A 26,385-nucleotide genomic window follows, 5' to 3' on the forward strand; every position below is an offset into this window, starting at 1 on the left:
GCTGCTCCTAGAATGGGCCCTTGTCCGAACTGCCCTGCTCAAGGAATGGCTTATGCGTCGTGCTCATCACTTATCCCCTCTCTGGCTCGCCCTGCTGGCCGCCCCTCTGTTCATCCAACAGGCGATAGCTGCCCCCGAGGTTCGCCTCTATGTAGATGGTCAACCGGTGGCGGCCCCGATCGCGCTGGACAAGGGCACGGTGGAGCTGACTCACCCTCTTGCCAAGGGGAGCCACCAGATCCGCATCAGCGACGCAGACAACAGTTGCGGTACCAGCTTTGGCCCGAGCGAGAGCAAGCCGCTCCCCTTCGGCACCGCCCAGCCCATGGACAAATGCAGCAAGGATCAGAGCTTTACCCTGCGGGTGATGCTGGCCGGGGAGTATCAGTTCACCTTCAACCCGGATACCCCCAGCCTCAAGGTGCTGCGGGCGACCAAGAAGAGCGAATTCAAACGACAGCCACCACAAGAGCCCTGCATCAGCTGGGATGGCGGCCCGGTCACGGTATCCCTGAAAGGGGTTTGGCCCGAGGGTACCCGACTGAGGGATGCCTACTCGAAACAGGAGGCGGTGGTCAAACAGGGCAAGCTGACCCTGAGCCCGAGCAAAGAGAGCGGCGGCCTGCTGCTGCTCGAGCCGGTCAAGGCAGCCAAGCCAGCACCGTTCAGCTGGGATCAGGCGAGCGTCTATTTCCTGCTGACCGATCGCTTCCACAACGGCGACCCCGCCAACGACCACAGCTTCGGCCGCCAGAAGGATGGACAGGATGAGGTGGCCACCTGGCACGGCGGCGACTTCAAGGGGCTGACCGAGAAGCTCGACTACATCAAGAGCCTCGGCATGAACGCCATCTGGATCACCCCCATGGTGGAGCAGGTGCACGGCTTTATCGGCGGTGGCGAGCAGGGCAATTTTCCTTTCTACGCCTACCACGGCTACTGGGCGCTCGACTTCACCAAAATCGACCCCAACTACGGCGATGAAGAGAGCCTGAAAACCCTGGTGGACGAGGCCCACAAGCGCGGCATGCGGATCATCCTCGACGTGGTGATGAATCACGCCGGTTACGCCACCCTCGCCGATCTGCAAGATCTGGGGCTCACCGATCTCACCCAGAACAGCGGCAAACTGCCGACCGTCTGGAACCAGTGGCGACCGAGCGGCGGCCTCAACTGGCATGGCTACAACCAGTTCATCGACTATCAATCACCCGCGTGGAACAAGTGGTGGAGCGGTGACTGGGTGCGCGCCGGTCTGCCCGGCTACCCGCAGCCCGGCACCGACGATGTCACCGGCTCGGTGGCGGGGCTGCCGGACTTTCTGACCGAATCGGCCAAACCGGTAGGGCTGCCGCCGTTGCTGGCCGCGAAAAAAGACACCCTCGCCAAGGTGCTGCCCGATGCTACCGTGAGCGACTATCTGATCGCCTGGCACACCGACTGGGTGCGCCGCTTTGGCATCGACGGCTTCCGCGCCGACACCGTCAAGCATCTGGAGCCCGAGGTGTGGGCCAAGCTCAAGCAGGCGGGCACCGCTGCACTCAAGGAGTGGAAGACCAACAACCCGGGCAAGGCCCTCGACGATCAGCCCTTCTACATGGTGGGCGAGGTGTGGGATCACGGGGTCGCCAAGGATTTCTGGTATCAGAACGGTTTCGATTCACTGATCAACTTCGACTATCAGCGCGAGTTTGCCCTGCCCCAGGCCCAGTGCATGGCCAGCGCCGAGCCCACCTATGCCAGCTACGCCAGCCGCATCAATCAGGATCCCGAGTTCAACGTGTTGAGCTACATCAGCTCCCACGACACCAAGCAGTTCTTTGGCGACTATCAGGATGTGCCGCTACAGCGCCGGGTCGCCAACAGCTTTATGCTGCTGCCAGGCGGCATCCAGCTCTACTACGGCGACGAGTCCGGTCGCGGGCTGGCCAAGGATGGCGGAGTGTTCGATCAAGGCTTGCGCTCGGACATGAACTGGCAGGAGCTGGCCAGCGGAGACAAGGCTGAGCTGGTCAAGCACTGGCAGCAACTGGGCCAGTTCCGCGCCGCCCATCCGGCCATTGCGGCAGGCAGTCACCAGAAACTCTCGGATGCCCCCTACGCCTTCGTGCGGGAGAAGGGGGATGACAAGGTGGTGGTGGTCTTTGCCGGTCGGCAGAAGTAACTCTTGAGCCACATTCACCAGCAACAGAGAGGGGAGCCACTGGCTCCCCTCTCTCGTTTATCTATCTGCCAAGGTTCACTGTGACTGGCGCGCCGCCACCGGCCACTGCAAGCGCGCCTTGACCAACATATCTTGCCACAGGGGCCAGGCCAGCAGCGCCTGCTGATAGGCTCCGGCCTGACCGGGCAACAGGATGCCGTAGCTGGCCAGCCGATAGGCCATCACCGCATAGAAGGCATCGACAATGCCCGCCTCGCCAAAGTAGAAGGGGCCCCGCGCCTGCGACCAGATCTCCTGCAAACGGGCCAGCTCACCGACCGCCTCCACCGGCGGATCGATACGGGTTGGCGCCCCAAGAAAGAAGGGGAGCAGAGAACGGATCTGCCGAAATCCGGCGTGCAACTCGGCGCAGAGGCTGCGAGCCAGTGCCCGCTCGGCCAGCGAAACGGGATAGAGCTGGCGGTCGGGACAGAGCTCGTGAACATATTCGGCAATGGCCAGCGAGTCGTGAACCCGCACGCCATCGTGTTCGAGCCAGGGCACCAGACCGGCCGGTGCCAACCGCTTGAGCCGCGCCAGCGACTTGGCATCCTCCAGATCGAACACCTGCTCCTGCCACGTCAGCCCGCTCATGGCGAGCACCAGTGCCGCCCGCATCGCCCAGGTGGAGCCGGTGCCCACCGCCAATACCAAGGATCCCATCTGTTGCCTCCTGCATGAGTTGCCTGCGACCGGCCGATCTGCCCTGATGGCAAAACATCCGATGGTCGCTTCACATTTGCGCACCGGCGGGTTTGACCCTCTTGGTGAGCGATGCTAGTTTGATTTTTCAAAACAATCAGTTAGCAACAATGTGAGCCATTAACCGAAATATGGACAGCCAATTTACCATCGTCATCGCAGATGACCACCCCCTGTTTCGGGGCGCCCTATACCAAGCGGTGCACATGGCCATCAACGACGCCCAATTGCTGGAAGCGGACTCCATCGACAGCCTGACCAGCCTGCTCGGCGAGCACCCCGAGGTCGACCTGTTGCTGCTCGATCTCAAGATGCCGGGAGCCAATGGCTTCGAGGGGCTGGCCCACCTGCGCGGCCAATATCCCGACCTGCCCATAGTGGTGGTCTCCGCCTCGGAAGATGCGGCCATCATCCAGCAGGTGTTGCGGCTCGGGGCGCTCGGCTTCATTCCCAAATCGGTGCCGATGAAGGAGCTGGTCAATGCCCTCAATACGGTGATCGGGGGGGATAACTGGGTGCCGGAAGGCATCTCGCTCCATCCCGAATCGGAAGATGGCCCCGATTTCGCCAGCAAGCTGGCTAGCCTCACCCCCCAGCAATACAAAGTGCTGATCATGCTGCGCGATGGCAGCCTCAACAAACAGATCGCCTGGGAGCTCAACGTCTCTGAAGCCACCATCAAGGCCCATATCACCGCCATCTTCAGAAAACTGGGCGTCAAAAACCGCACTCAGGCGGTTATCGCCCTGCAACAGCTCGATATCAAGGAGAACTGACCCCCGCGCATAGCGACACGTGCGAGACGACATAGCCAGCCATGCTGGCTATTTGTTGCTCGACAATTAGCACGATCGTACTTTATGCTGCCAGCGCCAACGAGGAGAGAGTGATGAGCAAAGGGCGCCTGACCCGGGAAAACATTTTGCAGACAGCCTTTGAGCAAGCGAGCCAGCAAGGGCTGGAGAGCCTGACCATCGGCTCGCTGGCCAGCGCCTGCGAGATGTCCAAAAGCGGCCTGTTTGGCCACTTTCAATCCCGAGACAATCTGCAGATCGCCGTGCTGGAGTACGCCGCCGAGGTGTTTCGGCTGCGGGTGATCCAGCCGGTACGTCAGCAGGAGCACCAGAGCCAGCACGACAAGCTGATCGCCCTGCTGCGCGCCTGGCAGGCGTGGAACCACTGCTTTGCCGGACGCTGCATGTTCCTCGACGCCTGGACCTCGGTGCAGGATGGCCATGAGCAAAAGAGCCCCGTGCAGCAAGCCGCCCGGCAACTGGTGCGCTTCTGGCTCGACTATCTGGCCCGTCAGGTGGTACAGGGTCAGGCCGCAGGCGAGTGGCGACAGGAGATGGATCCCTGGCGCGCCGTTTATCGCCTCTATGGCCTCTATCTGGCGGATCAGGTGTTCAACGATCTCGAACTGTGTCAGGATCCGGCCCACCACTTCTGGCCCGAGGTGGACGCTCTGCTGAGCAGCTGGCGCTGATGTTTTGGCATCCGTTCAACACGACTTTTTAAAAACCGATAAAAAAGCACGACCGTTCGCACATAAAAACCACAGGATGACCATGAGCAGCAAGATCTACTTCAACACCCGCCGCTTCAGCCCGAGCAAATGGCTGCTGGGGATAGGCACCCGGTTGCACCACAGACTCGCCCCCACCCATGCCAAGCGTACCGCTAGCAAGTTGCTGCTCACCCCCCAGCGCAACCAGCGGGGTGGCCACGAAACTGCCGGTCTGGTGAAGCAGGCCGTCCATACCAGCGAAGGGGTATTGATGAGCTATCGGCTCGGTCAGGGACCACTGTGGCTGCTGATGCACGGCTGGTCCGGCAGCGCCAGCCAGTTCTATCCGCTGATGAGCCATATCGCCGCGCAGGGTTTCACCGCCATTGCCTACGATCATCCGGCCCACGGCCAGAGCGCAGGCAACACAGGCCACCTGCCCCGCTTCGTACGTGCCTTCGACGAGCTGGCAACCAGGCTGGCCAGCGAAGCAGGCCCACTGCACGGGATCATCGCCCACAGCATGGGGGGCGCCGTCATCCTCTCCAGCCGTCAGCCGGGTATCGATACCCTGCCGCTGCTGTTGATTTCGCCGGTGCTCGACTATGTGCCCCAGCTCTACGGCATGGTGGCACGCTCCGGCTACTCCATCCGGCTGTTCGATGCGGTGGTCAAGGAGATTGAGCAGGAGTACCAGCACCCCTTGAGCACGGTCGATCCGCTGGGCCGACTCGCCAGTCGCAGCGGCGCGGCGATGATCGTGCACGACGAGGAGGACAGATTTGCCCCGCACGGCGATTCCTTGCGGGCCAGTCAGGATGGTCATACCCGGCTGGTGAGCACCCGGGGACTGGGCCACGGTCGCATCCTCGCCAGCGCTCCGGTATTCGCCGCCTTCGATCAGCTGGCGCGGCCGGAAAATCCTCACCGCGCCCTTTGACATGGGGCCATGAAAAAACGGGCGAGCGCCCGTTTTTATATTTGATACAGCGCCTTATAGTTAACTTGTCAGTGGGAACATTCTTGTCAGGACACAATAAGGCGCCAGCATATGGCCAGACCCAATACAGCGTTGTTGCTCACCGGTGGCGGTGCTCGCGCCGCCTATCAGGTCGGTGCCCTCAAGGCGATTGCGGAGCTCTACCCGCGCAATCTCGGCATCCCTTTTCCCATCCTGTGTGGCACTTCGGCGGGGGCCATCAATGTCACCGCGCTCGCCTGCTACGCCTCCTGTTTCCATCTGGGGGTACGCAAGCTGGAGTGGGTCTGGCGCCGCTTCGAGACTCACCACATCTTCGATTTTCACCCCGGGCGCCTGCTGTGGCGGTTGATGTACGAGGGGTCGGCGGGGCTGATCAATCCCCACACCAACCACGCCTTTCACCTCTTTGACAACGCGCCGCTGCACCGCCTGCTGGACCAGCTCATCGACTATCACCGCATCGATGACAACATCCTCTACGGCAGTCTGGAGGCGCTGGCCATCACGGCGTCGGATTACGATGACGGCCTCTCCACCACCTTCTTTCAGGGGCGAGCCGACCACCATCCTTGGGAGCGGGCCAGACGGCGCGGTGTACGCACCGTGCTTACATCGGAGCACCTGCTCGCCTCCTCGGCGTTGCCCTTTGTCTTTCCGGCCACCCGGATCGGCGAGAAGTTCTACGGCGACGGTTCCATCCACCAGCTGAGCCCGCTCAGCCCCGCCATCCATCTGGGGGCGGAGCGGATCCTGCTGATCACCCTGGATCCGCCAGCCCACTCGGCACCGACCCATCATCACGGCCATCTCACCAGCTCCAATATTGCCAGCCATCTGCTCGATACGGTCTTTACCGACACCCTCAACTCCGATCTGGAGCGGCTATGGCGCATCAACCAGACTCTGGATCTTATCCCTGAGCGGGAGCGCAATCGCCTCAAGCTGAAGCGGGTGGAGACCTGCGTGCTGAAACCGAGTCAGGATCTCGACACCATCGCACTGGCCTACCTGCGCAAACTGCCGCTAAAGTTGCGCCGCCTGTTGCGGGTGCTGGGTGTGAAGGGGGATGAGACCAGCAGTCTGGCCAGCTTTTTGATGTTCTATCCGGGTTATTGTCAGCAGCTGATCAAGCTGGGCTATCAGGACACCCTGAGGGAGCGGGAGCGGGTCGTCGCCTTCCTCGATATCGAAGGGCTACCAAAAGAGCGGGAGTAAAGGGGGTAACCGATGAGTGCAAGGGGACTCAGCGCCCCTCCAGCAAACGCTGCTCCGCCTGTTCCATCGCCACCACGGTACCAAACAGGATCAGCCGATCGCCAGCTGCCAGCACCAGCTCGGGTCTGGGTTCCAGACTTTGATCGCCGCGCTGCACCTCCTTGATCCGCACCTCATCGAGCGGCAGCTCACGCACTTCACGGCCTACCGCCCACGCCTGATCGTGCAGAAACAGCGGGTGGAGACGTTCAAGCAGCTGATCCGCTTCCAGATTGCTGGCGCTCTGATCCCCCCAGTAGAAGCCGTGCAGAAAGCGATACTGACTGCTGCGCTCCAGCTCCATCCGGCGGATCACCCGACCGATGGGGATATCGCAATTGAGCAGCAGGTGGGAGACCAGCATCAGGGCCCCCTCCTGGGATTCGGGGATCACCTCGAAGGCCCCCGCCTGCTTGTACTGCTCCAGAAAACTGTCATCCCGGGTACGCACCAGCACTTTGAGATCCCCCGCCAATTCGCGGATCAGTGCCAGCATCGCCTCCACCCGCTTACGATCATCGAAGGTGATGATCACCAGCCGCGCCCGCAACAGCCCGGCGGCCAGCAGAATATCGCGGCGGCTGGCATCGCCGAAGGCCACCTGCTCCCCCGCCAGCTTGGCCTCGCTCACCCGCTCGGGGTCGAGATCGAGGGCCAGAAAGGGGATCTCTTCGATTTTGAGGAAGCGGGCGCAGGTCTGCCCCGCCCGGCCAAACCCGGCAATGATGACATGCTGGTTTTTGCTCAGGCCCGACTGGGCCACCTCGGAGCGGGTCAGCAGCGCCGGATCGGTCAGGCTGCGGGCCAGCGAATGGGCCTGGGTCACCAGCCAGGGGGTCATGGCGATGGAGATGATGCCGATGCCGATCAGCAGGGAGACCAGTTGCTGATCCAGCAAGCCGTGGTGGAGCGCCAGCGCCAGCAACACGAAGCCGAACTCCCCCACCTGACTGAGCATGATGCCGGCGGCCATGCTGTCACGCTTTCGCTCCCCCATCAGCCGCCCGGCCAGCAGCACCAGCAGGGATTTGCACAGCACCAGCACCACCACGCAGATCAGTACCTGCCACCAAGCCCGCGCCACCAGCTCCCACTCCATGGCCATGCCGATAGTGATAAAAAAGAGCCCCATCAACACGTCGCGAAAGGGCTTGATGTCTACCTCAAGCTGATGACGGTAGTGGGACTCCCCCAGCATCATCCCCGCTAGAAATGCCCCCAGCGCCATCGACAGCCCCAGCGAATGGGTCATGTAGGCAGCCAGCAGCGCCACCAGCAGGGCACTCAGCACGAACAACTCGTCGGAGCGGGCTCGCGCCACCTCGTGAAACAACAACGGCAGCAACCACTTGCCCACCGCCAACAGGGTGAATAGAGCAAACAGCCCCTTGAGGGTGGCCCAGGCGATCTCGGCGGCCAGCGCACTCCCCTGCACTTCCGGCTGGGCGAGGATCGGGATCATCACCAGCAGGGGCACCACCGCCAGATCCTGAAACAGCAGCACGCTCACCCCCAGCTGGGCGCGGCGGGTATGGAGCTGCTTCTGCTCGCCGAGCTGCTTGATCACCACAGCCGTGGAGGAGAGCGCCAACGTCCCCGCCACCACCAGCGACTGGGCCAGACCCAGCCCCCACCACCAGCCGATGGCGAAAAAGAGCAGTGACGTGAGCAGCACCTGCAACATCCCGACCCCCAGTACCAACCGGCGCATCGCCAGTAATTTCGGCAGGGAAAACTCCAGCCCCAGCGAAAACATCAGAAAGACGATCCCGAGCTCGGCAATGGTCTGCATGATCGACTGACCGGTGATCACCGCCAGCCCGTGGGGGCCGAGCAAGACGCCGGCAATCAGGTAGGCAAGGATGACCGGCAAGCCGAGGCGCCGGAAAGTTGCCACCAGCAGGACGGCGGCGAACAGCAGGATCAACAGGTCGGTGTACAAATTTTCCTCTCCTTTTATCGACTTAAGCTTAGTCAGCCGATCTGGCGGGCAGGAAAGATATATTGGGCATGCCAATTGCAGGGAGGAGACAGTAGTCAGGTGTTACAGGTGGAAGACCATGGAAAATACGTCGTCACTTAATGGCTTTAGCCATGGCATCGAGCAGTGGGTTCGCCAGATGGAGCGGCTCACGCCGTTGCCCAGCGTTGAACGCAACCAGTTGCTCGAGCAGTTGTTGGGGCAGAGCGATCTCGGCGGTCTGCTGACAACTTTTGCCGATCGTGCGGCAAGAATTGTCAGGATCCACAGTCTCTACCTCGATTGTGGCCAGCCCCATGTGCTGATCCAGCACCCGCCGCTGGCCACCCTCAACCTGCACAACTATCCGTTCGAACTGCGCGGCCAGCACGGCCAGCTGCTCGGCCAGCTCCACTACGAGCTGGAACATCCGCTGAGCGGCAGCCAGCAACGGGTACTGATGCAATACCATCAGCTGCTCTGCCTGCTGCTGCCCCTCTATCTGCGGCTGGAAAAACTGGATCAGCTGGTCCGGCTCGATCACCTGACCGGCCTTGGCAACCGCTCCTACTTTGACGAGGCCATCGGTCGCGCCATCGAACAGCACAGCCGCGAGCCCCACGGTCTGGTGCTGGTGCTGCTGGATCTCGATCGCTTCAAGCAGATCAATGATACCTGGGGTCATCCGGTGGGGGATCTGGTGCTGAGTCGCTTCGCCCAGCTGCTCAAGGGGTGCATTCGCAGCACGGATCAAGCCTTCCGGCTCGGGGGAGATGAATTTGCCCTGCTGCTGCAACCGGCCGAACCCGAGGCGTGGCGCCCGGTCTGGCTGCGACTGCAGCACATGCTGATGACCAACAAGGAGCTCAGCACCTTCTCGGTCGGATGCAGCCTTGGCGCCGCCAGCTGGCAATCCGGGGTCGATGTGCCGAGCCTCTACGAGGCGGCCGACAGTCACCTCTACGCCCGCAAGAAAGCAGGCAAGGCCAGCCCTAACGAATAATCCCGAACTCTTCTTTGCTCCGGCACATGCGCGCCATGTGACCGGAGCTTCTTTTTTTGGGCTAAGCCTCCCTCACACCGAGATCACCTCAGGCAAGATCCTGCTCGGGCAGGATGGGGGCGGCACCGTTTCCCTGCCAGTGGCAAACCAGCCCGGCACTCTGTGCCATATAACCGTCGCAGACAAAGAGCCCCACCACCGCCGCCACCTGCTCGCCATAGTAGAGGATGGGAATGCGCCCTCGCTGCCACGAAGGCACGCCATACTCCTGCAGCAGCTTCTTCATCCGCCGACTGCCGCTTCGCCCCACCGGTTTGAGGGGGATCCCGGGCGCCACCTGAAAACGCACCGAGAGAGGCTCATCCGCTCGGGGGGAACGCAGCAGATCCTCGCCGTGCTCCGCCATGCGTACCACCAGCTCACCCAACCCGTCCGGCAGGGTCAGCGGCTCACCCACTGTGACCGGCAACACCTGATGGCAAGGTTGCAGATCAGGGCTCACCAGATAGAGTCGCTCCTGAAAACGGCGGCAGCTCTGGCGCCCCCAGTTGAGCTGGGGATTGGCATCGCCGCGCGCCAGCGCTACCTCCTGCCAGAGCCGGGCAAGCTGCTCACGGGATGGCATCTCCCCCCCCTGACGGCGGATCCAGTAGCGCAGCAGGTTGTTGCGCCGGGTGGGTGAAAGGGCGTGCAGCGGGCCGATATGGAGCGCCTCCTCCTCGCCCGCCAGCTGCCAGTCACTCTCTGCCAGTTCGTCCAGCAGCGCCTCCTGCTCGGCGCACAGGGCCATGCTGCGCGCCGCGGTCTGGGCCATGGCGGGCCAACGCGCCTTGAGCTGGGGGATAAGCGTCTGGCGTAAAAAGTTGCGGTCATAGCTCACATCCTGATTGCTCTCATCCTCCACCCAGCCAAAGGGGAGGCTCGCCGCCGCCTCGGCCAGCTCGGCGCGACTCATATCGAGCAGCGGACGCAGCAACAGGCCACCGGCAAAGGGCTGGCTTGGCAGGATCCCCGCCAGTCCACGCAGACCAGCGCCGCGCTTGAGGGCCAGCAGCAGGGTCTCCAGCTGATCGTCCTGATGGTGGGCGGTGAGCAGCCACTCCCCCTCCCGCATCCGGGCGGTCAGCCGCTGGTAACGGGCGGTGCGGGCTTGCGCCTCCAGACTCTCGCCATTGCCACGGGCCAGAGTCACTCGCTCGACCAGCAGCTCCACCGCCAATTGCTGACACACGGCTTCACAATGAGCGACCCACTCATCGGCATGGGGACTGAGGCCGTGGTGCACGTGCAGGGCGCGAAGTGACAGGCTGTGCTCGCGAGCATACTGCGCAGCCAGCACCAGCAGCAGGGTGGAGTCGAGGCCGCCACTGAAGGCCACCAGCAGACCGGTGGAACCTTCCGGCGCTGGCATAGTCAGACAAAAGCGAGAATAAAGATGAGAAATCATAGGCTTCCCCAAAACGGACCGGCCGATCTTAGCAGAGTCGGGCTTATCAAGCTGCAACCCTGCTGCTAGAGTGAGGCTCGCCCGCCCTCTCCACCAGGCTGGCCGCAAGGCGGTCGCACAACCGGTTGGAGCAAGGAAGATGGGCAGGGAAGCAAACAACCCGAATTGGAATCAAACAAGATGAACAATAAGAAAAGCTTACTGGCCGGCCTGATTGGACTGGCACTGCTGGCTGGCTGCAGTCAAGCACCGCAAGACTCCCCCAAACACTCCGGGCTGGCGCTGGCCAATATGGACACCCGGGTCAAACCCGGCGATGACTTCTTCCGCTACGTCAATGGCAAGTGGCTCGCCACCGCCAAGATCCCCGACGATCGCCCAGCCGATGGCGCCTTCTACATGCTGCGGGACAAATCCCTCGCCGATGTGCGGGTGCTGGTCGAGGGGCTGGCCAAGCAGGAGGCCGCCACCGGCACGCCGACCCAGCAGATCCGCGATCTCTACGCCAGCTATCTGGATCAGGCTAGCCGTGACGCCAAGGGGCTCACCCCGCTGGCACCGGCGCTGGCCGATATCGACCGGATCGGTGATCAGGCCGCGCTGGCCCGCGCCTTTGCCCAAAGTGGCCGCATGGGCGGCGGCGCGCCGTTTGGCATCTGGATCGACGCCGATGCCAAGTCTCCCGACCGCTATGCGGTCTACCTCTATCAGGGGGGATTGGGGCTGCCGGATCGGGACTACTACCTCAAGCAGGATCCCGACAGTCAGGCCCTGCGCCAGAAGTACCAGCAGCATATCGCCGCCATGCTGAGCCGCCTCGGGGAATCTGACCCGAGCGGCAAGGCCAAACGGATTCTGGCCCTCGAAACCCGGCTCGCCACCATCCAGTGGGACAACGTCGCCCTGCGAGATCGGGAGAAGAACTACAACAAGCGCCCCGCCAGCGAACTGGCACGGCTCGCCCCCCACCTCGACTGGCAGGCCTATCTGAACGCCGCGGGCATTGCTTCCCAGCCGGAGCTCATTATCGGTCAGCCGACCTATCTTAGCGCGCTGGATCAGGTGATGGCCCAGACCCCCATCGCCGACTGGCAGGCCTACCTCAAGTGGCAACTGTTGACCGACTACGCCCCCTATCTCGACAGCGAGACCGACCGCGCCAACTTTGCCTTCTACGGCACCACATTGAGCGGCACGCCCAAGCAGCGCGCCAGCTGGGAGCGGGCGCTCGGGGTGCTGAACGATCATCTGGGTGAAGCGGTCGGCCAGCTCTATGTGGCCCGCTACTTCCCGCCTGCGGCCAAGGAGCGAATGGAGCAGCTGGTGGAGAACCTGCGCACCGCCTACGGCCAGAGCATCAAGGAGCTCGACTGGATGTCGCCCGAGACCAAGGCGCAGGCCCTCGAGAAGCTGGCCAAGTTCCGCCCCAAGATCGGCTACCCCGACAAGTGGAAGGATTACAGCGCCATCGCCATCAAACCGGATGATCTGGTGGGCAACCTGCAGCGCTCGCAGGCCTTCGAATATGCCGACAATCTGGCTCGCCTCGGCAAGCCGGTCGATCGGGACGAGTGGCACATGTCGCCGCAGACGGTGAACGCCTACTACAACCCGAGCAACAACGAGATCGTCTTCCCGGCGGCCATTTTGCAGCCCCCCTTCTTCGACATGACAGCGGATGACGCAGTCAACTACGGCGCCATCGGCGGGGTGATCGGCCACGAGATGGGCCACGGTTTTGATGATCAGGGGGCCAAATCCGACGGCGACGGCATGATGCGCGACTGGTGGACACCGCAGGATCTCAAGGAGTTCCGCTTCCGCACCAGCCGGCTGGTGGCCCAGTACAACCGCTTCGAGCCCATCAACGGTCAGTTCGTCAACGGTCAGTTCACCCTGGGCGAGAACATCGGCGATCTGGGCGGCCTCACCATCGCCCACAAGGCCTACGAGCTGTCGCTGGATGGCAAGGAGGCGCCGGTGCTGGACGGCTTTACCGGCGAGCAGCGCTTCTTCCTCGGCTGGGCGCAGGTGTGGAAAGGGATGTATCGTCCCGAACTGATGCAGATGTTGCTGCGCTCCGACCCCCACTCGCCGCCCGAGTACCGGGTCAACGGCGTGGTGCCTAACATTCCCGCCTTCTACGAGGCATTCAACATCCAGCCGGGGGACAAGCTCTATCTGCCACCCCAGAAACGGGTGAAGATCTGGTAATGCACGCCTCTTGTGAGGCATAACAGAGGGGCGGATGCCATGTGTCGGCACCGCCCCATCTCCATACGTTGACGTCAGTGAACGGCCCTGCCGCTCACCGCAGTAACAAGGGTAACGCCTATGAAAACCTTGCTGATGACACTCGGTCTGCTCACTCTGCCCTTGACCGGCCAGGCAGCGGAGAGCTTCTTCAAACAGCTGACACTCCCCTCCGGTCAGGTGATCACGGTGGCTGAAGGACGCGGTGAACCCGCCTCCATCGGCAGCTACGATGTGCGCCTCTACTCCGGCGCCAATCCCCAGTTCCCGCTGGATCAGTTCATCGACGGCAAGGTGCTGCCGCGCGATGGCTCCATCAAGGAGCTGAAATTGCTGGATCTCAACGGTGACAAGCAGCCCGAGCTGGTGGTCATCATGGAGAGCGCCGGCAGCGGCAGCTACCTGAGCGCCGACGCCTTTACCATCAGTGCGCAGGAGGGGCTCGACACCTTCAACCATGTCGAGGGACTCGGGCCCAAGGAGGATGTGATCGAGGCGCTCAAGGATCCCAAGGATTAAGGCGCGACAGCCCCCCGTGCTTCAGAAATAGAAAAAGCCCTGACCAGCAGGGCTTTTTTGTATCCAGAATCGGCGACGCCTCTACTCAAGGCGAGTGGCCTTTGTGCGCACCAGCGGTAGCGCCATCTCGTGCTGGGCCGCCACCAGTTGCAGCTCGTAGGCCCCCGTCAGCCAGGTACGAGCCAGCACCGCATCGACACTGGCGTTGGTGCGCTCGAACGCCACCACCGGTGTGAAACCGGCCAGCAGATTGGCCAGCATGGTGGCGCTTAGCAGATCCCCGACCCCGATGGGGTGGCGGGCAAAGGGGTAGAGCGGGCGGGAGAGGTGAAACGCCCCCTCCTCGCACACCAGCAGCATCTCGAAGCGATCCATGGCAAAGCCGGCCTTGCCCAGATGTTTCACCAGCACCATCTTGACCCCCTGCTCGCGCAGCTGCTGGCACGCCGCCAGCGCCTGTGAGACATTGCCGATATCGCGACCGGTCAGCTGCTCCAGCTCCAGCAGGTTGGGGGCCAGCAGGTCGGCGCGGGGCAAGGCCCGCCCCCGGAAAAAGTCGGTGACGCCGGGCGCCACTATGCACCCCTTGTCCGGATGACCCATCACGGGATCGCAGAAGTAGAGGGCACCGGGATTGCACGCCTTGAGCCGGGCCACCGCTGCCAGGATCTCCTCCCCCTGCTCGGCCGAGCCGAGATAGCCGCTGAGCAGCGCATCGCACTGGGCCAGCACGCCAATCTCCGCCAGCCCATCCACCAGCTGGGCGATATGGCCCGCCGGCATCACCATCCCCTGCCACCCCTCACTGTACTGGGTGTGGTTGGAGAACTGCACCGTGTTCATCGGCCACACCTCGATGCCGAGGCGACGCATGGGAAAGACGGCGGCACTGTTGCCGGCACAGCCAAAGACCACATGGGATTGAATGGAGAGCACTCGCTTCATGATGACTCACGCAAGAAAAGAGAAATTCCGGAGGGAAAAACGGGCCTTGCGGCCCGTTGTTGTCACTGTGATTAACGCAGCACCTTGACGGTGTAGCTGCCATCGGCCTGACGATAGAGGCCGTGGATGTCGGTCTCGAAGCCCGGGTAGTGGGCGCCGATCTCGCACAGCATCTCGAGGAACTCGAGCACCGGCAGAGAATCCTGGGTCACCATCTCGCCCGGCAGAACCAGCGGTACTCCCGGCGGGTACGGCAGGATCATGTTGGCGCTGATGCGGTCAACCATGTCACGCAGCGGCACTTCCACCACGTTGCCGGCCAGCTCTTGCTGCCATGCGGCGTGCGGAGTCATCTTCATCTCCGGCAGTACGTCGAACGCCTTGAACATCAGCTCCGGCAGACGGTACTTGCTGGTCAGCTCGTGAATGCGCTGCGCCAGCTCCTGGATGCGCATCCCTTCGTAGAAGCTCGGGTCTTCACGATAGAGGCTCGGCAGGATGCTCTTGATGGTCAAGTTCAGATCGTAACCACGCTTGAACTCGGTCAGGGCACGCAGCAGCTGCATCGCCTTGGACTGATCGATACCGATGGAGAAGAGGAACAGCATGTTGTAGGGGCCGGTCTTCTCGACCACGATGCCGCGCTCGTCCAGGAACTTGGAGACCAGAGAGGCAGGGATGCCCTTCTCCAGCAGCTGGCCGTCACGGCCCATACCCGGTGTCAGCAGAGTGACCTTGATCGGATCCAGGTACATGTGGTTGTCATCGATGTCCTTGAAGCCGTGCCAGTCATCTTTCGGATCCAGCTTCCAGCACTCGACGGTGTCGATGTTGTCCGGCTGCCATACGTCGAAGAACCAGCCTTCGCTCTGATCACGCAGACGCTTGATCTCTTTGCGGAAGGAGATGGCGCGATCGATGGAGTCCTTGATCAGACGCTTGCCGGTGTTGCCACGCATCATGGCAGCAGAGATCTCGGTAGAGGCCACGATGCCGTACTGCGGCGAGGTGGAGGTGTGCATCATGAAGGCTTCGTTGAAGGTCTCTTCCTCCACGTCACCCTTGATGTGGATCATCGAGGCCTGGGAGAAGGCCGCCAGCAGCTTGTGGGTGGACTGGGTTTCGTAGAACACCTTGCCCGGCATCGCTTCGCCGCTCATGCCGCACTTGCCTTCATAGATCGGGCTGAAGTTGGTGTAAGGCACCCAGGCACTGTCGAAGTGGATGTAAGGAGTGTCCAGCGCCTCCTTGATGAAGCCGGTGTTGTAGAGCAGGCCATCATAGGTGGAGTTGGTGACCACGGCGTAACGGGGAGCCTGGGCACCCGGTGTCGCGGCGACCTTGGCAGCGATGGTGTCGCGGCTGAATTCGCTCTGCGGGATACCACCCAGAATGCCGTAGGCGTTGCGGGTCGGACGGAAGTAGATCGGCGTCACGTCGTTCATCATCATCAGGTGAGTGAGCGACTTGTGGCAGTTGCGGTCAACCAGCACAGTGCTGCCGGCCGGCGCTGAGTACATGCCGACGATCTTGTTGGCAGTGGAGGTGCCGTTGGTAACGATGTAGGAGCGATCGGCGTTGAAGGTACGGGCGATGTACTCTTCGGCTTCCTTGTGCGGACCTGAGTGATCCAGCAGGGAGCCCAGCTCCGGCATGGAGATGGATACGTCAGCCTTGAACGCGTTCGGGCCGTAGAAGTCATAGAAGATGCTGCCGGCCGGGCTCATCTGGAAGGCGGTACCGCCCATGTGACCCGGAGTACAGAAGGTGTATTTACCCTCTTCTACATACTTGAACAGTGCCTTGGTGAACGGCGGCAGGATGGCGTCCTGATACTCCTGAGTGGCCTGACCCATCTTGAGGGCGATGTCATCGGCCATGCCAAGACGGTACTCGAAGAAGTGCACGTTCAGACGCAGGTCGGTCAGGTGAATGTCCAGAGTGGACTGGTCGTTGGCAAAGGCGAAGATCGGCAGCTTCTCGTTGCGATCGTGGATCTCCTTGCACAGGCCCAGAGAGTATTTGTCCCAATCGAAGATGGCGCCGCAAACGCGGGGGTTCTTCTCGATCAGTTTCAGCAGGTCGGCCACATCGACCGGATAAACAACCTCGAAACCCTTGCGCTCGAGGGAGGCTTGCAGCTGGCGAATGGGTTCTTCTTTAAAGAAAACGCCCAGGTGGTTGAGGATGGCAATGATATTCATCGTAATGCTCCACACGTAAAGGGGCGCTCTCCATCAGGGATGGTGAGTGAAGAGCGCTCGGAAGATAAAAGGGGGAATTAGTTGCTGGGCTGTTCGCTCAGCAGGGCGTCGTGCTGACGCAGACCCTGTTTTTTGGCGTAGAACATCAGGATGATGAGCGACACCACGAAGGTAGCGGTAAGGTTGGAACCCTTGGCACCCATCAGGGCCACCAGACAGAAGACACAGGCCACACCGGAGAAGATCATGGCGCCGATGCTGCGGGAGGTCATGCCCTCAAAGCGGATCAGGTTAATGCTGGAGTAGAAGTAGGGCAGCATGGTCAGCAGCACCGCATCTGTGGTCAGCACGTTGAAGAGATCGGCAGCGTGGGCGGACTGGGATGTGAAGGCGGTCAGGCCAACCATCAGGGCAGTCATCTTGAGGGAGCCCAGGATCAGACCCTTCTTGGCCACGCCGTTCTTGTCCACTTCACCGTAGATTTTCGGGAAGTTGCCGTCGTTGGCGGCACGCTTGCCCGCCTCGCCCACCAGCATCATCCAGGAACCGAGCGAGGTGAAGCAGGCCAGGGCGGTGAAGGCAGAGACGAATGGTGCAGACCAGCTACCGAAGATGGCGGAAGAGGCCATGGCAAACGGGGCGCCGGAAGCAGCCACTTCACCGGCCGGGAACATGCCGCTGATCACCTGGGTAGAGAGGATGTAGATAACACCCGCGATACCGGTACCCAGCATGGTAGCGAGCGGTACGGTGCGCTTGGGGTTCTTCACCATGCCGGAAGAGACGGCGGCAGATTCAACACCGACGAAGGACCAGAGGCAGATCAGCACGGCGCTGATGACCGCATGCAGATCGCTGCCGCTGGTGGTATTCCAGTTCTGGCTGTAGACAGTGGCATCAAAATGACCCCAGCCCATCACCGCAGTACCGACAACCGGCAGCAGGATCAGCACCAGACCCAGGGTACAGAGTCGGCTCACCCAGCTACCGCCAAGCAGGTTGACGAAGGTGAAGATCCAGACGGCAGCGATGGTGGCTGCGGCGGCCGGAATTGGGCTATTGAGAATGGGGAAGAAGACCGAGAGGTAGGAGACGCCGGTAATGGCGATTGCCAGGTTACCGATCCAGTTGGCGTGGTAATAAAGCACACCGGTCTGGAAACCGAACACCGGAGAGATCTCGCCAGCGTAAGCAATGGGGCCACCCTCTTGCGGGTTCTTGGTAGCAAGGCGGGCGAAGACGAAGGCGAGGCCCATGGCGCCTACCAGACAGATTGCCCAGCTAAAGACAGAGATGGAGCCGATGGTGGCCAGTGCCGAAGGCAGCAGCGCGATGCCACTCCCCATCATGTTGCCGGCCACCACACCTGTACAGGCGATAAGGCCAATCTTCTTGCTCGTATCGAGGGACATAAGATCTCCGGTTCTATAAAAGGTCGGGTCGTCACATACACATTTGGCGGAACGCCCCGCCAAAGAATGGGCACAGACTAGGCCTCTCATCCCCGGAAAACATAAAGACCAGCTAACGGATAAAAATATGAGACAACTTTTTTCGCCGCCTCGTCACTTTTGATAAAAACCATTTAAAAACAGTACATTGACATCACATTACACAGCCGTCTTGATAAAACCTTGATATCCTTCTGCCCCATTCTTGCCCCTTGATAACCCCCTTATCTCGCCGTCTTGATATTTTTGGCCAGATAAACCCGGGATAAAGCAGCTCCCATTGCGCCCCCTCCCCTTGTAACCATCCGAACGCCCAGCTGACCATCACCCTGAGTGGCCGCTCACCTCCTGCTTTCCCCTTCGCTCGGCTCATCACAATCCAAACTCAGAGGTAAAGCACAACGGCGATAACCGGTCAGCAATGAGAAATGGGTCGTGACGGACAGCTTATCCCGCCGCCAACCATGAGCAGATGTCACAAGCTGTGTGCGCGGCGTGAAGCCGAACAAACGCGAGTGCCGCGAATGCCGCGGGCAAGACAAAGGCAAGTGGGGAGCTGCGGGGGATAAATCGGGCCGCACCAGAGCGACTATCCCCAGTGGCAAAGAAGCAGGATTGAGACAAGCAGAAACCGCACAGGCCGCCCGAAGGCAGCCTGTGGATGAGGTCGGCAACCGCGCCGACCGGGGGAAAACCAACACTGCGGTGTTAGAAGAGCTTCACCTTGCTCTGGCCCAGCGCATTGAACAGAGCCGGAGTGAGGCTCTCCATATTGCTGTAGAAACCGAGCTGCTGGCAGAGCAGATAGGTCTGCTCGGTCGCCTCCATCAGGAAGGCCTGACTGTAGGCATCCCCCGCCGCCTCGGGACGACCGTCCAGCTCCGCCAGCTTGCCCTGCAGTATGTAATAGAGCACCGAGCGGCCGCGACTCGCCGCCTTCTCCAGCAGATAGTTGGCCTGCTGTTGCTGGCCGTTGAGGATCGCCTGCAGGGTCAACGCCTCCCACACCCGGGCTGGCAGGGCGCCGCTGTTTTGCACCACGCTGGCGAGATGGGTGCCAATCCCCTGCAACCGCTCGCTCTCGGATTTGCCCGCCAGGGTGGCCAGCGCCTCGCCCGCCAGATAGCGCTCCGCCAACAGCAGCGGCTGATCCGGATGGGCAATCAGCGCCTGCTCCAGTAGATCGATGCCGCGCTTGAGGGCGACCGGATCCCGGCTGTTGATGTAGTACTGCGCCTCCATCATCGCCATCAGGGAGGCATCATCGGTCGGCCAGCCCATCCCCGGCTCGGCATCGGGTTGGTCGAGGGCGCGCAGCAGATCCTGGCTGCTCGCCTGCAACACGCCGTGCACACTGTGGCGACTGAGCTGGTACTGATGGCTGAACAGCACCCGGTTGGTGTTGATATTGCGATACTCCAGATCGAGATAGGTGCCGCGCGGCTGGCGGGTGACCCGCACACTCAGCTCCTTGCCAGGCATGATGCCCCCCATCAGAGTGGTGGCACCGTACTGCACCCGCAGCGGCGTAGCCACCGCCACCTCCCCCATCAGGGCTCGGGTAATGCCATCGGCGAGGCGCACGTTCTCGTTGTTGTCATCCATGCCGGAGTGGAAGCGGAACACCAGCAGATTGGGATCCAGCATGGCATGCACCTGGGGACTGGTGTGCTGGTAGCTGAGCATGCTGACAATAGCGATCAGCACGATGGCAACGAAGATATCGAAACTCACCATCTTCCAGCGGCTGCGAGCATCCTTGGCATGGGTGGAGATGGCGCGGGTCAGGGGCCCGGCGGGAAAAGGGGCGACATTGGGCTGTGCATCATCATCTTGATCAGCCGCGGGCGGGCTCAGATCGGAGAGCGTCGGGTTGTCGGAGAGAGCGGTATTGACCGCGGGCACGGGTTGCTCGTCCGCCATCACCACGGAAACCACCTGCAGCGGCCGCACCGGTGCCACCAGCTTGTAGCCGCGCTTGGGTACGGTGACGATATAGTCGGTCGCATCGGTGCGACCATCTTTGAGGATCTTGCGCAGTTCGAAGATGGACTGGGTCACAACCTGATCGGTCACCTCGGCGCCATCCCACACCTCGTTGATCAGGGCATCGCGGCCAAACACGGTGCCGGCATTATGGGCAAGAAACCGCAACAGATTGACCAGTCTGGGTTCGAGGTAGACCTCGCGGTCGGGGCGACACAACATGTTGTCGTCAACGCTCAGGGTCCAGTCGTGGATCTCAAAAACCGATTCGCTCATGATTCACTCGCTGCAGATGGTGACAATGCACGATGAGAGAGACGCAAAACCCGGGCTGACTGAACGGAACAAGGCGCTATCACCACAGGTGACAGATAAAAAGAGAACCGAAGCAATCACATCTCTGAGAGTCAGTCTGGCCAGGCCATCCTGTTTACGTCTGAAGGGCATCCTTGCGGGCATTCCGACCACCGGGATCGGAAGGGATCACTTTAAGCAAAACGGGAGCTGGATCCCACTTTTTTTGGCTATAAATCGCCGTTGAGTTGATCCGACACCGCACTTTTCAGCAAATAGCGTGCCAACTGGTATTCATATGAACATCCCATATGCCGCAATCAAAAAGCCCTGAACATCAGGGCTTTCTCATTTCTTCGACCATCGGGGAGACGTTACTTCGCCAGCGGGAGCGCATCCTGCTGACGACTGCGGCGCAGATGACGCCGCCACAACGAGAAGCCGCCGTAGCCAAGACTCAGCACCACCGCATAGAGCACCTGAGTGGCGAGCGCCACCAGCACCAGAGCACAGAGCAGCACGCTCACCCCCGCCAGCCCCTTGCCCACCCCGCCAAGCAGACGCCAGCCCGCCGCCATGCAGAGCAGGTAGACCAGCACGAAGTTGCCGTTGGCGTAGCGGATCAGCTCATCGAGCGGCAGTCGCAACCAGATGATGAGGGTGATGCAGAGCAGGCAGATGGCAAGCACCAGACCGAGCGCCCGCAGCGGCGCGCCGCGCGCGGTGAGCACGGCCAGCGAGGGGGGCAACTTGCCTTCCCGCGCCATGCTCCAGATCAGCCGGGCAAAACCCTGAATGTAGATGTTGATGCTGGCAAAACAGGAGAGGTAGCCGAGCACCGCCACCAGCCACTTGGCGGTGGGGCCGAACAGCAGCGCCAGCAGGGAGGGGATGGCGGTGGCGTTTTTCGCCTCATCGCCGTAGAGGCCATATTTGAGCACCACCAGCGAGTGCACCCAGTAGATAAGCCCCGCCAGCAGCACCCCGCCGAGCAGGGCGATGGGGTAGTCCCGCTCCGGCCGCTTGAACTCCTCACCCATATGGGCGAAGGCTTCCAGCCCGACGAAACACCAGAACATCACCGCCAGCGCAGTGGCCATAGGAGGCCACTCATCCGCGCTCGGCAGCGGCCGTGCCGCATCGCGCCAGCTCACCTCCCCCTTGAACCAGATCAGCAGGGTGAGCCCCAAAATGGCGAGCGCAATCAGCAGTTGCAGATTGCCGGAGGAGCGCGCCCCGCGCAGCCCCAGCAGGAATACCCCGAGCAGGGTCAGCAGCTGGATGGCCCAGAGGGTCCACTCCCCCATCTCGAACAGGGCATGCCAGAAGCCGGCGGCAATCATCAGGGCGGCAGGCAGCCCCACCGGCAGCACAGCCAGAAACAGGAAGGCGGAGAAGCGCTCGGCGCCGTTGCCAAAGGCGAGGCCAATCAGGTGCGGCGCGCCGCCCGCATGGGGATAGCGACGGCCGAGGCGAGCGAAGGTAAAGGCGATGGGCAGCACCAGCGCAATCAGCAGCAACCAGGCCCAGAGCGAGGCCCCGCCCGCCAGCGAGGCGGCAGTCGCCGGTACCACGAAGATCCCGGTGCCGAGCAGCGAGGTGGCGAGCAGCCCCATCCCCTGCCAGAGCCCGAGATCCTTTTTCAACCCAGACATATCCTTTTGTCCCGACTAGAAAAACATCCCGCCATGTTAGGCCTGCTCCGCCCCTTTGTTAAGCACGATGGTTAAGCGTGGCGGCGAAAATATGCAGCCTTTTATTCAGGCTCGGACTCAGCTTGCAGAGATTCGGCCAGAAAATCCCCCAGCAGGGTGATCTTGAGCACCTGCCGCCGCGCCGCCGGATAGATGAAGTAGAGGGTCTTGGCCGGGCTCTGATAGCGACCAAGCAGCGGCAGCAGACGCCCCGCAGCGATATGCTCACGCACCTGTTCGGCGGGCTGCAAGGTGATGCCAGCCCCCGAGAGCGCAGCCGTCAACAAGGCTGGCCAGTGATTGATGCGCAGGCGCGAGGCTACCCGCACCTCCTCGCTCTGACCATCGCCCCCGACAAACTGCCAGCGCTCGTGCTCCCCCCAGTTGCCGTGCAGGCACTGGTGGCGAGCGAGATCGGCCGGATGACGGGGTACGCCGTGGCGATTGAGGTAGTCGGGGGCCGCGCAGAGACGGTAGTGCTGGGTCAGCAGCGGACGGGCAATGAATGCCTCATCCTGCGGGCGCAGGGTGCGAATGGCGGCATCGAATCCCTCCTCCACCAGATCGACCCAGCGGGGGGTGAGCTGCAGATCCAGATCCAGCTTGGGGTAGCGGTCGAGAAAAGCGGGCAGCAGCGGCACCAGCCGGTGGTGGCCAAAGCTGAGGGGAGCGGCGATGCGCAGCCGTCCGGCCGGCTCGGCCAGCAGGTTCTGGGTGAGCGACTCGGTCAGTGCCAGCTCCTCCAGTACCCGCTGGCAGCGAGCGAGAAAAAGCTGGCCCAGCTCTGTCAGGGTCTGCTGGCGGGTGGTCTTGTGAAACAGCTTGCCCCCCAGCCACTGCTCCAGTCCCAGCACATGCTTGCCCACCATCTGGGCGCTGATCCCCTCTTCGCTCGCCACCGCGCTGTAGGAGCCGAGATCCACCACCCGGATGAAGATACGCATGCTGGTCAATCGGTCCACAACCCCTCCTTTTTGCCCGTTTCAAGGCCGTTTGGCCCGCGACCAGGGCCCTGATTCACAACCAAAAGTTTAGTAAGAAATGGATTTTAGCCAATTTATTCAACTTTTAGTTACCAATACAGTGATGCCATCCCTCCCCCACAGGATAAATTCCCATGAAAAGCACCTATCTGGCCGCCCTGCTGGTCGGTCTACTGGCGAGCGGCGCCAGTCAGGCTGCCGAGAGCAGCTTTATTAGCAACCACGACCATGCCCCTGCCTCAGCAACTCAAGCCCGGCCCGATATCTTTCGGGTCAGCCTGCTCGGCACCGGCACTCCGGTGCCCCAGATCAGCCGGGGCGGCTACAGCACTCTGGTCGAGGCGGGCAACCAGAAGCTGGTGTTCGATTTTGGCCGCAACTCCGCCACTCGCCTGTGGCAGCTGCATATCCCCATCGGCCGGGTCAACGCCTTCTTCCTTACCCACTTTCACTCAGACCACACCAACGGGCTGGCGGATCTCTGGCTGACCGGCTGGCTACAACCGGCCTATGGCCAGCGCCACGCGCCGATGGAACTCTACGGCCCCAAAGGCACCACAGCTCTCGCCCGTGGCTTGCAGCAGGCCTACGCCACCGACATCGCGACCCGGGTCAAGGATGAGGGAACGCCTCTGGACGGGGTGGAGATCAACAGCCACGAGGTCACCGCCGGGGTGGTCTACAACCATGACGGGGTCAAGGTAACCGCCTTTGACAACGACCACGGGGTCAACATCAAGCCGTCATTCGGCTATCGCATCGACTATCACGGCCACAGCGTGGTGCTCTCCGGCGATACCCGCTACAGCCCCGAAGTGGTGAAGCAGGCCAAAGGGGCCGATCTGCTGGTGCACTGCGTCTCCATGACCTCTGCCGAGCAGATGAAGGCCAACCCCGGCTACAAGGCGATCGCCGGTCACCTCGCCTCCCCCGAGCAGGCGGCCCGGGTAATGAACGAAGCCAAACCGGCGCTGACCGTGTTCAGCCATATCGGCCTCAACGGCAAGATCAGGGTCAAAGATCTGGCGCAGGATCTGCGTGCCCGCTACTCGGGCCCCTTTGTCATCGGCAACGACCTGATGCAGATTGATCTGCCCACCACGGCCTCCGGCAAGGGCTACGCCCTCTGGCAGTCGGAGAATATCGACAATGCCCAATCCTGAATCCCGGCCATAAAAAAGCCGCCTCTTGCGAGGCGGCTTCTTCATTCAACTTGGTAACCGACGTTATCAGGCAATCAGCTTGTAGATGATACCGGACATGGCGATCAGGCCGATGATGGTCACGAAACCGTTGCTGATGTTGCCAGCGTATTTGCGCATGGCCGGAACCTTGGTGATGGCGTACATCGGCATCAGGAACAGCAGCATTGCGATGATCGGGCCGCCCAGGTCTTCAATCATGCCGAGGATGCTCGGGTTGATGGTGGCGATGGCCCAGGTAGTCAGGATCATGAACACGGCAGTGACTTTGTTCAGTTGCTTGGTGTCAACGTTCTTGCCCTTCTCGCGCAGCGCCTTGGCCATCAGGCCGTTCATGCCCTCTTGCGCACCCAGGTAGTGACCCAGGAAGGATTTGCTGATGGCAACCATGGCGATCAGCGGAGCCACAGTACCGATAACCGGGTTATCGAAGTGGTTGGCCAGGTAGGACAGGATGGAGATGTTCTGTTCTTTGGCAGCAGCCAGGTCAGCCGGGGAGAGGCTCAGTACGCAGCTGAATACGAAGAACATAACGGTCATCACCATCATGACGTGGGCGCCCAGCAGGATGTTGCTGCACTTCTTCTCGGCACCTTCACCGTAACGACCTTTGTTGTCCACCGCGAAGGAGGAGATGATCGGGGAGTGGTTGAAGGAGAACACCATTACCGGGATAGCCAGCCACAGGGTCTTGATGAAATCACCGTTGAAGGCGTCGGACAGGGCCGGAGCTTCAGTGATGATGGCACCGTTCCAGTGCGGGATCAGGTAGAACGCCAGACCCATCAGGGTGAGCACGAACGGGAATACCAGCACGCTCATCGCTTTGACGATAACCTGGCCGCCCAGACGAACAACCGCCATCAGACCGAGGATCAGGGCCAGTGACAGAACGGCACGGGGAGGTGCAGACATGCCCAGCTGGTGAACAATCACGCTCTCGACGGTGTTGGTAATGGCGACTGAATACATCAGCACGATCGGGTAGATGGCAAAGAAGTAGAGCAGGGTGATGAATTTGCCTGCGGTCTTGCCGAAGTGCTCTTCTACTACTTCAGTGATGTCGCCATCACGAGTAGAGCCGGACAGCACGAAGCGGGTCAGACCACGGTGAGCAAAGAAAGTCAGCGGCAGCGCCAGGATCAACATGGCAACCAGCGGCCACAGACCACCTACACCGGCGTTGATTGGCAGGAAGAGCACACCGGCACCGATCGCGGTACCGTACAGACCCAGCATCCAGACCACATCGGCCTTGTTGACGCCGCGGGAGGTGTTGCTGGCTAAACGACCATCAGCTGCAATATTCATGTCAGACATACGTTGTTCCTGTCATCTAGGAAAATGGGATTCTTGTTTGGTCGGGCCTTGGCCCGGTTCCATCTCCCTGGAACGCCTGCTGTCCGTCCTTGATATTAACCTCTCGCCCCCCGGCAACCTGGCCATCACTCCTTGTGACAACAGGATTGCAACAAACAACAGTGCGAGATTTTGACCCTGAGGGTCGGCGCCCGTCTCACTTAACAACCGATTAACGTGCGCCACTCTTGATGGGCTGACTTTAATTAAATGCCCTTATTAATCACAGCGTTTTTTTGAATTAATCAACCAAAGTTTGATTTTGGTCGCCTTTCGGACGACCAAGATCACACTCAAAGCGCCTTATTGTGAGTTTTTTTTAACAATTCAACTTAGTTTCACTGGAATCAATGGCCTGCGAGCAGCTACATATTTGCAACAAGCCACCCGTTTAGCGCGGATTGTGTGCAGCACGGCCTTGGCGTACCCTTGTGACT

19 protein-coding genes are annotated in these 26,385 nt (G+C 61.3%); 9 read left to right on the forward strand and 10 right to left on the reverse strand.

Annotated features, from left to right (window positions below; all coding sequences use genetic code 11):
- Positions 1-52: 52 nt before the first annotated feature.
- Positions 53-2,164: an alpha-amylase gene (locus G5182_RS04530; RefSeq protein WP_227342132.1), complete on the forward strand. Its 2,112-nt coding sequence runs from the start codon at positions 53-55 to the stop codon at positions 2,162-2,164.
- Positions 2,165-2,239: 75 nt separating this feature from the next.
- Here G5182_RS04530 and G5182_RS04535 read toward each other — a convergent pair whose 3' ends face one another.
- Complete coding sequence (locus tag G5182_RS04535) at positions 2,240-2,866, reverse strand: glutathione S-transferase (protein ID WP_227342130.1); 627 nt, start codon at positions 2,864-2,866, stop codon at positions 2,240-2,242.
- 170 nt (positions 2,867-3,036) lie between these two features.
- Between G5182_RS04535 and G5182_RS04540 the strand changes: the two genes are divergently transcribed.
- The 4 genes from G5182_RS04540 to G5182_RS04555 all read left to right on the forward strand — a co-directional run bounded on the left by G5182_RS04540 (position 3,037) and on the right by G5182_RS04555 (position 6,609).
- Positions 3,037-3,681 carry a response regulator gene (locus G5182_RS04540; protein ID WP_005347836.1) on the forward strand — a complete coding sequence of 215 codons (645 nt, stop codon included), beginning with the start codon at positions 3,037-3,039 and terminating at the stop codon, positions 3,679-3,681.
- A 113-nt stretch (positions 3,682-3,794) separates the two neighbouring features.
- The gene (locus G5182_RS04545) at positions 3,795-4,391 is read left to right on the forward strand and encodes a TetR/AcrR family transcriptional regulator (RefSeq protein ID WP_227342129.1); all 597 of its coding nucleotides are present in this window, start codon (positions 3,795-3,797) and stop codon (positions 4,389-4,391) included.
- A gap of 82 nt (positions 4,392-4,473) precedes the next feature.
- A complete protein-coding gene (locus G5182_RS04550) occupies positions 4,474-5,352 on the forward strand; it encodes an alpha/beta hydrolase (protein WP_227342127.1) in 879 nt (292 codons plus the stop codon).
- Positions 5,353-5,463: 111 nt separating this feature from the next.
- The gene (locus G5182_RS04555; protein WP_005347843.1) at positions 5,464-6,609 is read left to right on the forward strand and encodes a patatin-like phospholipase family protein; all 1,146 of its coding nucleotides are present in this window, start codon (positions 5,464-5,466) and stop codon (positions 6,607-6,609) included.
- 28 nt (positions 6,610-6,637) lie between these two features.
- Here G5182_RS04555 and G5182_RS04560 read toward each other — a convergent pair whose 3' ends face one another.
- Positions 6,638-8,590: a cation:proton antiporter gene (locus G5182_RS04560; RefSeq protein ID WP_421254224.1), complete on the reverse strand. Its 1,953-nt coding sequence runs from the start codon at positions 8,588-8,590 to the stop codon at positions 6,638-6,640.
- Positions 8,591-8,708: 118 nt separating this feature from the next.
- Here G5182_RS04560 and G5182_RS04565 point away from each other — a divergent pair, with 118 nt between their 5' ends.
- A complete protein-coding gene (locus G5182_RS04565) occupies positions 8,709-9,611 on the forward strand; it encodes a GGDEF domain-containing protein (RefSeq protein ID WP_064337057.1) in 903 nt (300 codons plus the stop codon).
- Between the two features lie 88 nt (positions 9,612-9,699).
- Here G5182_RS04565 and tilS read toward each other — a convergent pair whose 3' ends face one another.
- Positions 9,700-11,058 (reverse strand): tRNA lysidine(34) synthetase TilS, encoded by a 1,359-nt coding sequence (tilS, locus tag G5182_RS04570; protein ID WP_421230602.1) that lies wholly within the window; start codon positions 11,056-11,058, stop codon positions 9,700-9,702.
- Between the two features lie 180 nt (positions 11,059-11,238).
- Here tilS and G5182_RS04575 point away from each other — a divergent pair, with 180 nt between their 5' ends.
- Both G5182_RS04575 and G5182_RS04580 read left to right on the forward strand, forming a co-directional pair.
- Positions 11,239-13,272: a M13 family metallopeptidase gene (locus G5182_RS04575; protein WP_421254225.1), complete on the forward strand. Its 2,034-nt coding sequence runs from the start codon at positions 11,239-11,241 to the stop codon at positions 13,270-13,272.
- A 120-nt stretch (positions 13,273-13,392) separates the two neighbouring features.
- A complete protein-coding gene (locus G5182_RS04580) occupies positions 13,393-13,830 on the forward strand; it encodes a PliI family lysozyme inhibitor of I-type lysozyme (RefSeq protein WP_005347855.1) in 438 nt (145 codons plus the stop codon).
- Positions 13,831-13,911: 81 nt separating this feature from the next.
- On the opposite strand, the gene pdxY is transcribed toward G5182_RS04580, so the two are convergent.
- The 6 genes from pdxY to G5182_RS04610 all read right to left on the reverse strand — a co-directional run bounded on the left by pdxY (position 13,912) and on the right by G5182_RS04610 (position 23,366).
- Complete coding sequence (gene pdxY / locus G5182_RS04585; protein WP_421254226.1) at positions 13,912-14,775, reverse strand: pyridoxal kinase PdxY; 864 nt, start codon at positions 14,773-14,775, stop codon at positions 13,912-13,914.
- A gap of 71 nt (positions 14,776-14,846) precedes the next feature.
- Complete coding sequence (locus tag G5182_RS04590) at positions 14,847-16,979, reverse strand: lysine decarboxylase CadA (RefSeq protein WP_058059046.1); 2,133 nt, start codon at positions 16,977-16,979, stop codon at positions 14,847-14,849.
- Positions 16,980-17,056: 77 nt separating this feature from the next.
- Positions 17,057-18,391 carry a cadaverine/lysine antiporter gene (cadB, locus tag G5182_RS04595; protein WP_005338486.1) on the reverse strand — a complete coding sequence of 445 codons (1,335 nt, stop codon included), beginning with the start codon at positions 18,389-18,391 and terminating at the stop codon, positions 17,057-17,059.
- A gap of 747 nt (positions 18,392-19,138) precedes the next feature.
- Complete coding sequence (gene cadC, locus G5182_RS04600; protein WP_158111218.1) at positions 19,139-20,692, reverse strand: lysine decarboxylation/transport transcriptional activator CadC; 1,554 nt, start codon at positions 20,690-20,692, stop codon at positions 19,139-19,141.
- Positions 20,693-21,084: 392 nt separating this feature from the next.
- Positions 21,085-22,365: an L-methionine/branched-chain amino acid transporter gene (gene yjeH / locus G5182_RS04605; RefSeq protein WP_158111217.1), complete on the reverse strand. Its 1,281-nt coding sequence runs from the start codon at positions 22,363-22,365 to the stop codon at positions 21,085-21,087.
- A 101-nt stretch (positions 22,366-22,466) separates the two neighbouring features.
- Positions 22,467-23,366: a LysR family transcriptional regulator gene (locus G5182_RS04610; protein ID WP_227342119.1), complete on the reverse strand. Its 900-nt coding sequence runs from the start codon at positions 23,364-23,366 to the stop codon at positions 22,467-22,469.
- Between the two features lie 155 nt (positions 23,367-23,521).
- On the opposite strand from G5182_RS04610, the gene G5182_RS04615 reads away from it, so the two are divergent.
- Positions 23,522-24,550 carry an MBL fold metallo-hydrolase gene (locus tag G5182_RS04615; RefSeq protein WP_216949498.1) on the forward strand — a complete coding sequence of 343 codons (1,029 nt, stop codon included), beginning with the start codon at positions 23,522-23,524 and terminating at the stop codon, positions 24,548-24,550.
- Between the two features lie 66 nt (positions 24,551-24,616).
- Here the strand turns inward: G5182_RS04615 and G5182_RS04620 are convergent, their stop codons facing one another.
- Positions 24,617-25,909: an HAAAP family serine/threonine permease gene (locus G5182_RS04620; protein ID WP_005338498.1), complete on the reverse strand. Its 1,293-nt coding sequence runs from the start codon at positions 25,907-25,909 to the stop codon at positions 24,617-24,619.
- Positions 25,910-26,385: the final 476 nt, after the last annotated feature.

Origin of the sequence: Aeromonas sp. 600948, assembly GCF_049174875.1 — a bacterium.
GTDB lineage: Bacteria > Pseudomonadota > Gammaproteobacteria > Enterobacterales > Aeromonadaceae > Aeromonas > Aeromonas veronii_A.

Coding starts and splice junctions, on each gene's coding strand:
- G5182_RS04530 (WP_227342132.1), top strand. CDS start 53: ATGCGTCGTGCTCATCACTTATCCCCTCTCTGGCTCGCCCTGCTGGCC.
- G5182_RS04535 (WP_227342130.1), bottom strand. CDS start 2,866: ATGGGATCCTTGGTATTGGCGGTGGGCACCGGCTCCACCTGGGCGATG.
- G5182_RS04540 (WP_005347836.1), top strand. CDS start 3,037: ATGGACAGCCAATTTACCATCGTCATCGCAGATGACCACCCCCTGTTT.
- G5182_RS04545 (WP_227342129.1), top strand. CDS start 3,795: ATGAGCAAAGGGCGCCTGACCCGGGAAAACATTTTGCAGACAGCCTTT.
- G5182_RS04550 (WP_227342127.1), top strand. CDS start 4,474: ATGAGCAGCAAGATCTACTTCAACACCCGCCGCTTCAGCCCGAGCAAA.
- G5182_RS04555 (WP_005347843.1), top strand. CDS start 5,464: ATGGCCAGACCCAATACAGCGTTGTTGCTCACCGGTGGCGGTGCTCGC.
- G5182_RS04565 (WP_064337057.1), top strand. CDS start 8,709: ATGGAAAATACGTCGTCACTTAATGGCTTTAGCCATGGCATCGAGCAG.
- tilS (WP_421230602.1), bottom strand. CDS start 11,058: ATGATTTCTCATCTTTATTCTCGCTTTTGTCTGACTATGCCAGCGCCG.
- G5182_RS04575 (WP_421254225.1), top strand. CDS start 11,239: ATGAACAATAAGAAAAGCTTACTGGCCGGCCTGATTGGACTGGCACTG.
- G5182_RS04580 (WP_005347855.1), top strand. CDS start 13,393: ATGAAAACCTTGCTGATGACACTCGGTCTGCTCACTCTGCCCTTGACC.
- pdxY (WP_421254226.1), bottom strand. CDS start 14,775: ATGAAGCGAGTGCTCTCCATTCAATCCCATGTGGTCTTTGGCTGTGCC.
- G5182_RS04590 (WP_058059046.1), bottom strand. CDS start 16,979: ATGAATATCATTGCCATCCTCAACCACCTGGGCGTTTTCTTTAAAGAA.
- cadB (WP_005338486.1), bottom strand. CDS start 18,391: ATGTCCCTCGATACGAGCAAGAAGATTGGCCTTATCGCCTGTACAGGT.
- cadC (WP_158111218.1), bottom strand. CDS start 20,692: ATGAGCGAATCGGTTTTTGAGATCCACGACTGGACCCTGAGCGTTGAC.
- yjeH (WP_158111217.1), bottom strand. CDS start 22,365: ATGTCTGGGTTGAAAAAGGATCTCGGGCTCTGGCAGGGGATGGGGCTG.
- G5182_RS04615 (WP_216949498.1), top strand. CDS start 23,522: ATGAAAAGCACCTATCTGGCCGCCCTGCTGGTCGGTCTACTGGCGAGC.
- G5182_RS04620 (WP_005338498.1), bottom strand. CDS start 25,909: ATGTCTGACATGAATATTGCAGCTGATGGTCGTTTAGCCAGCAACACC.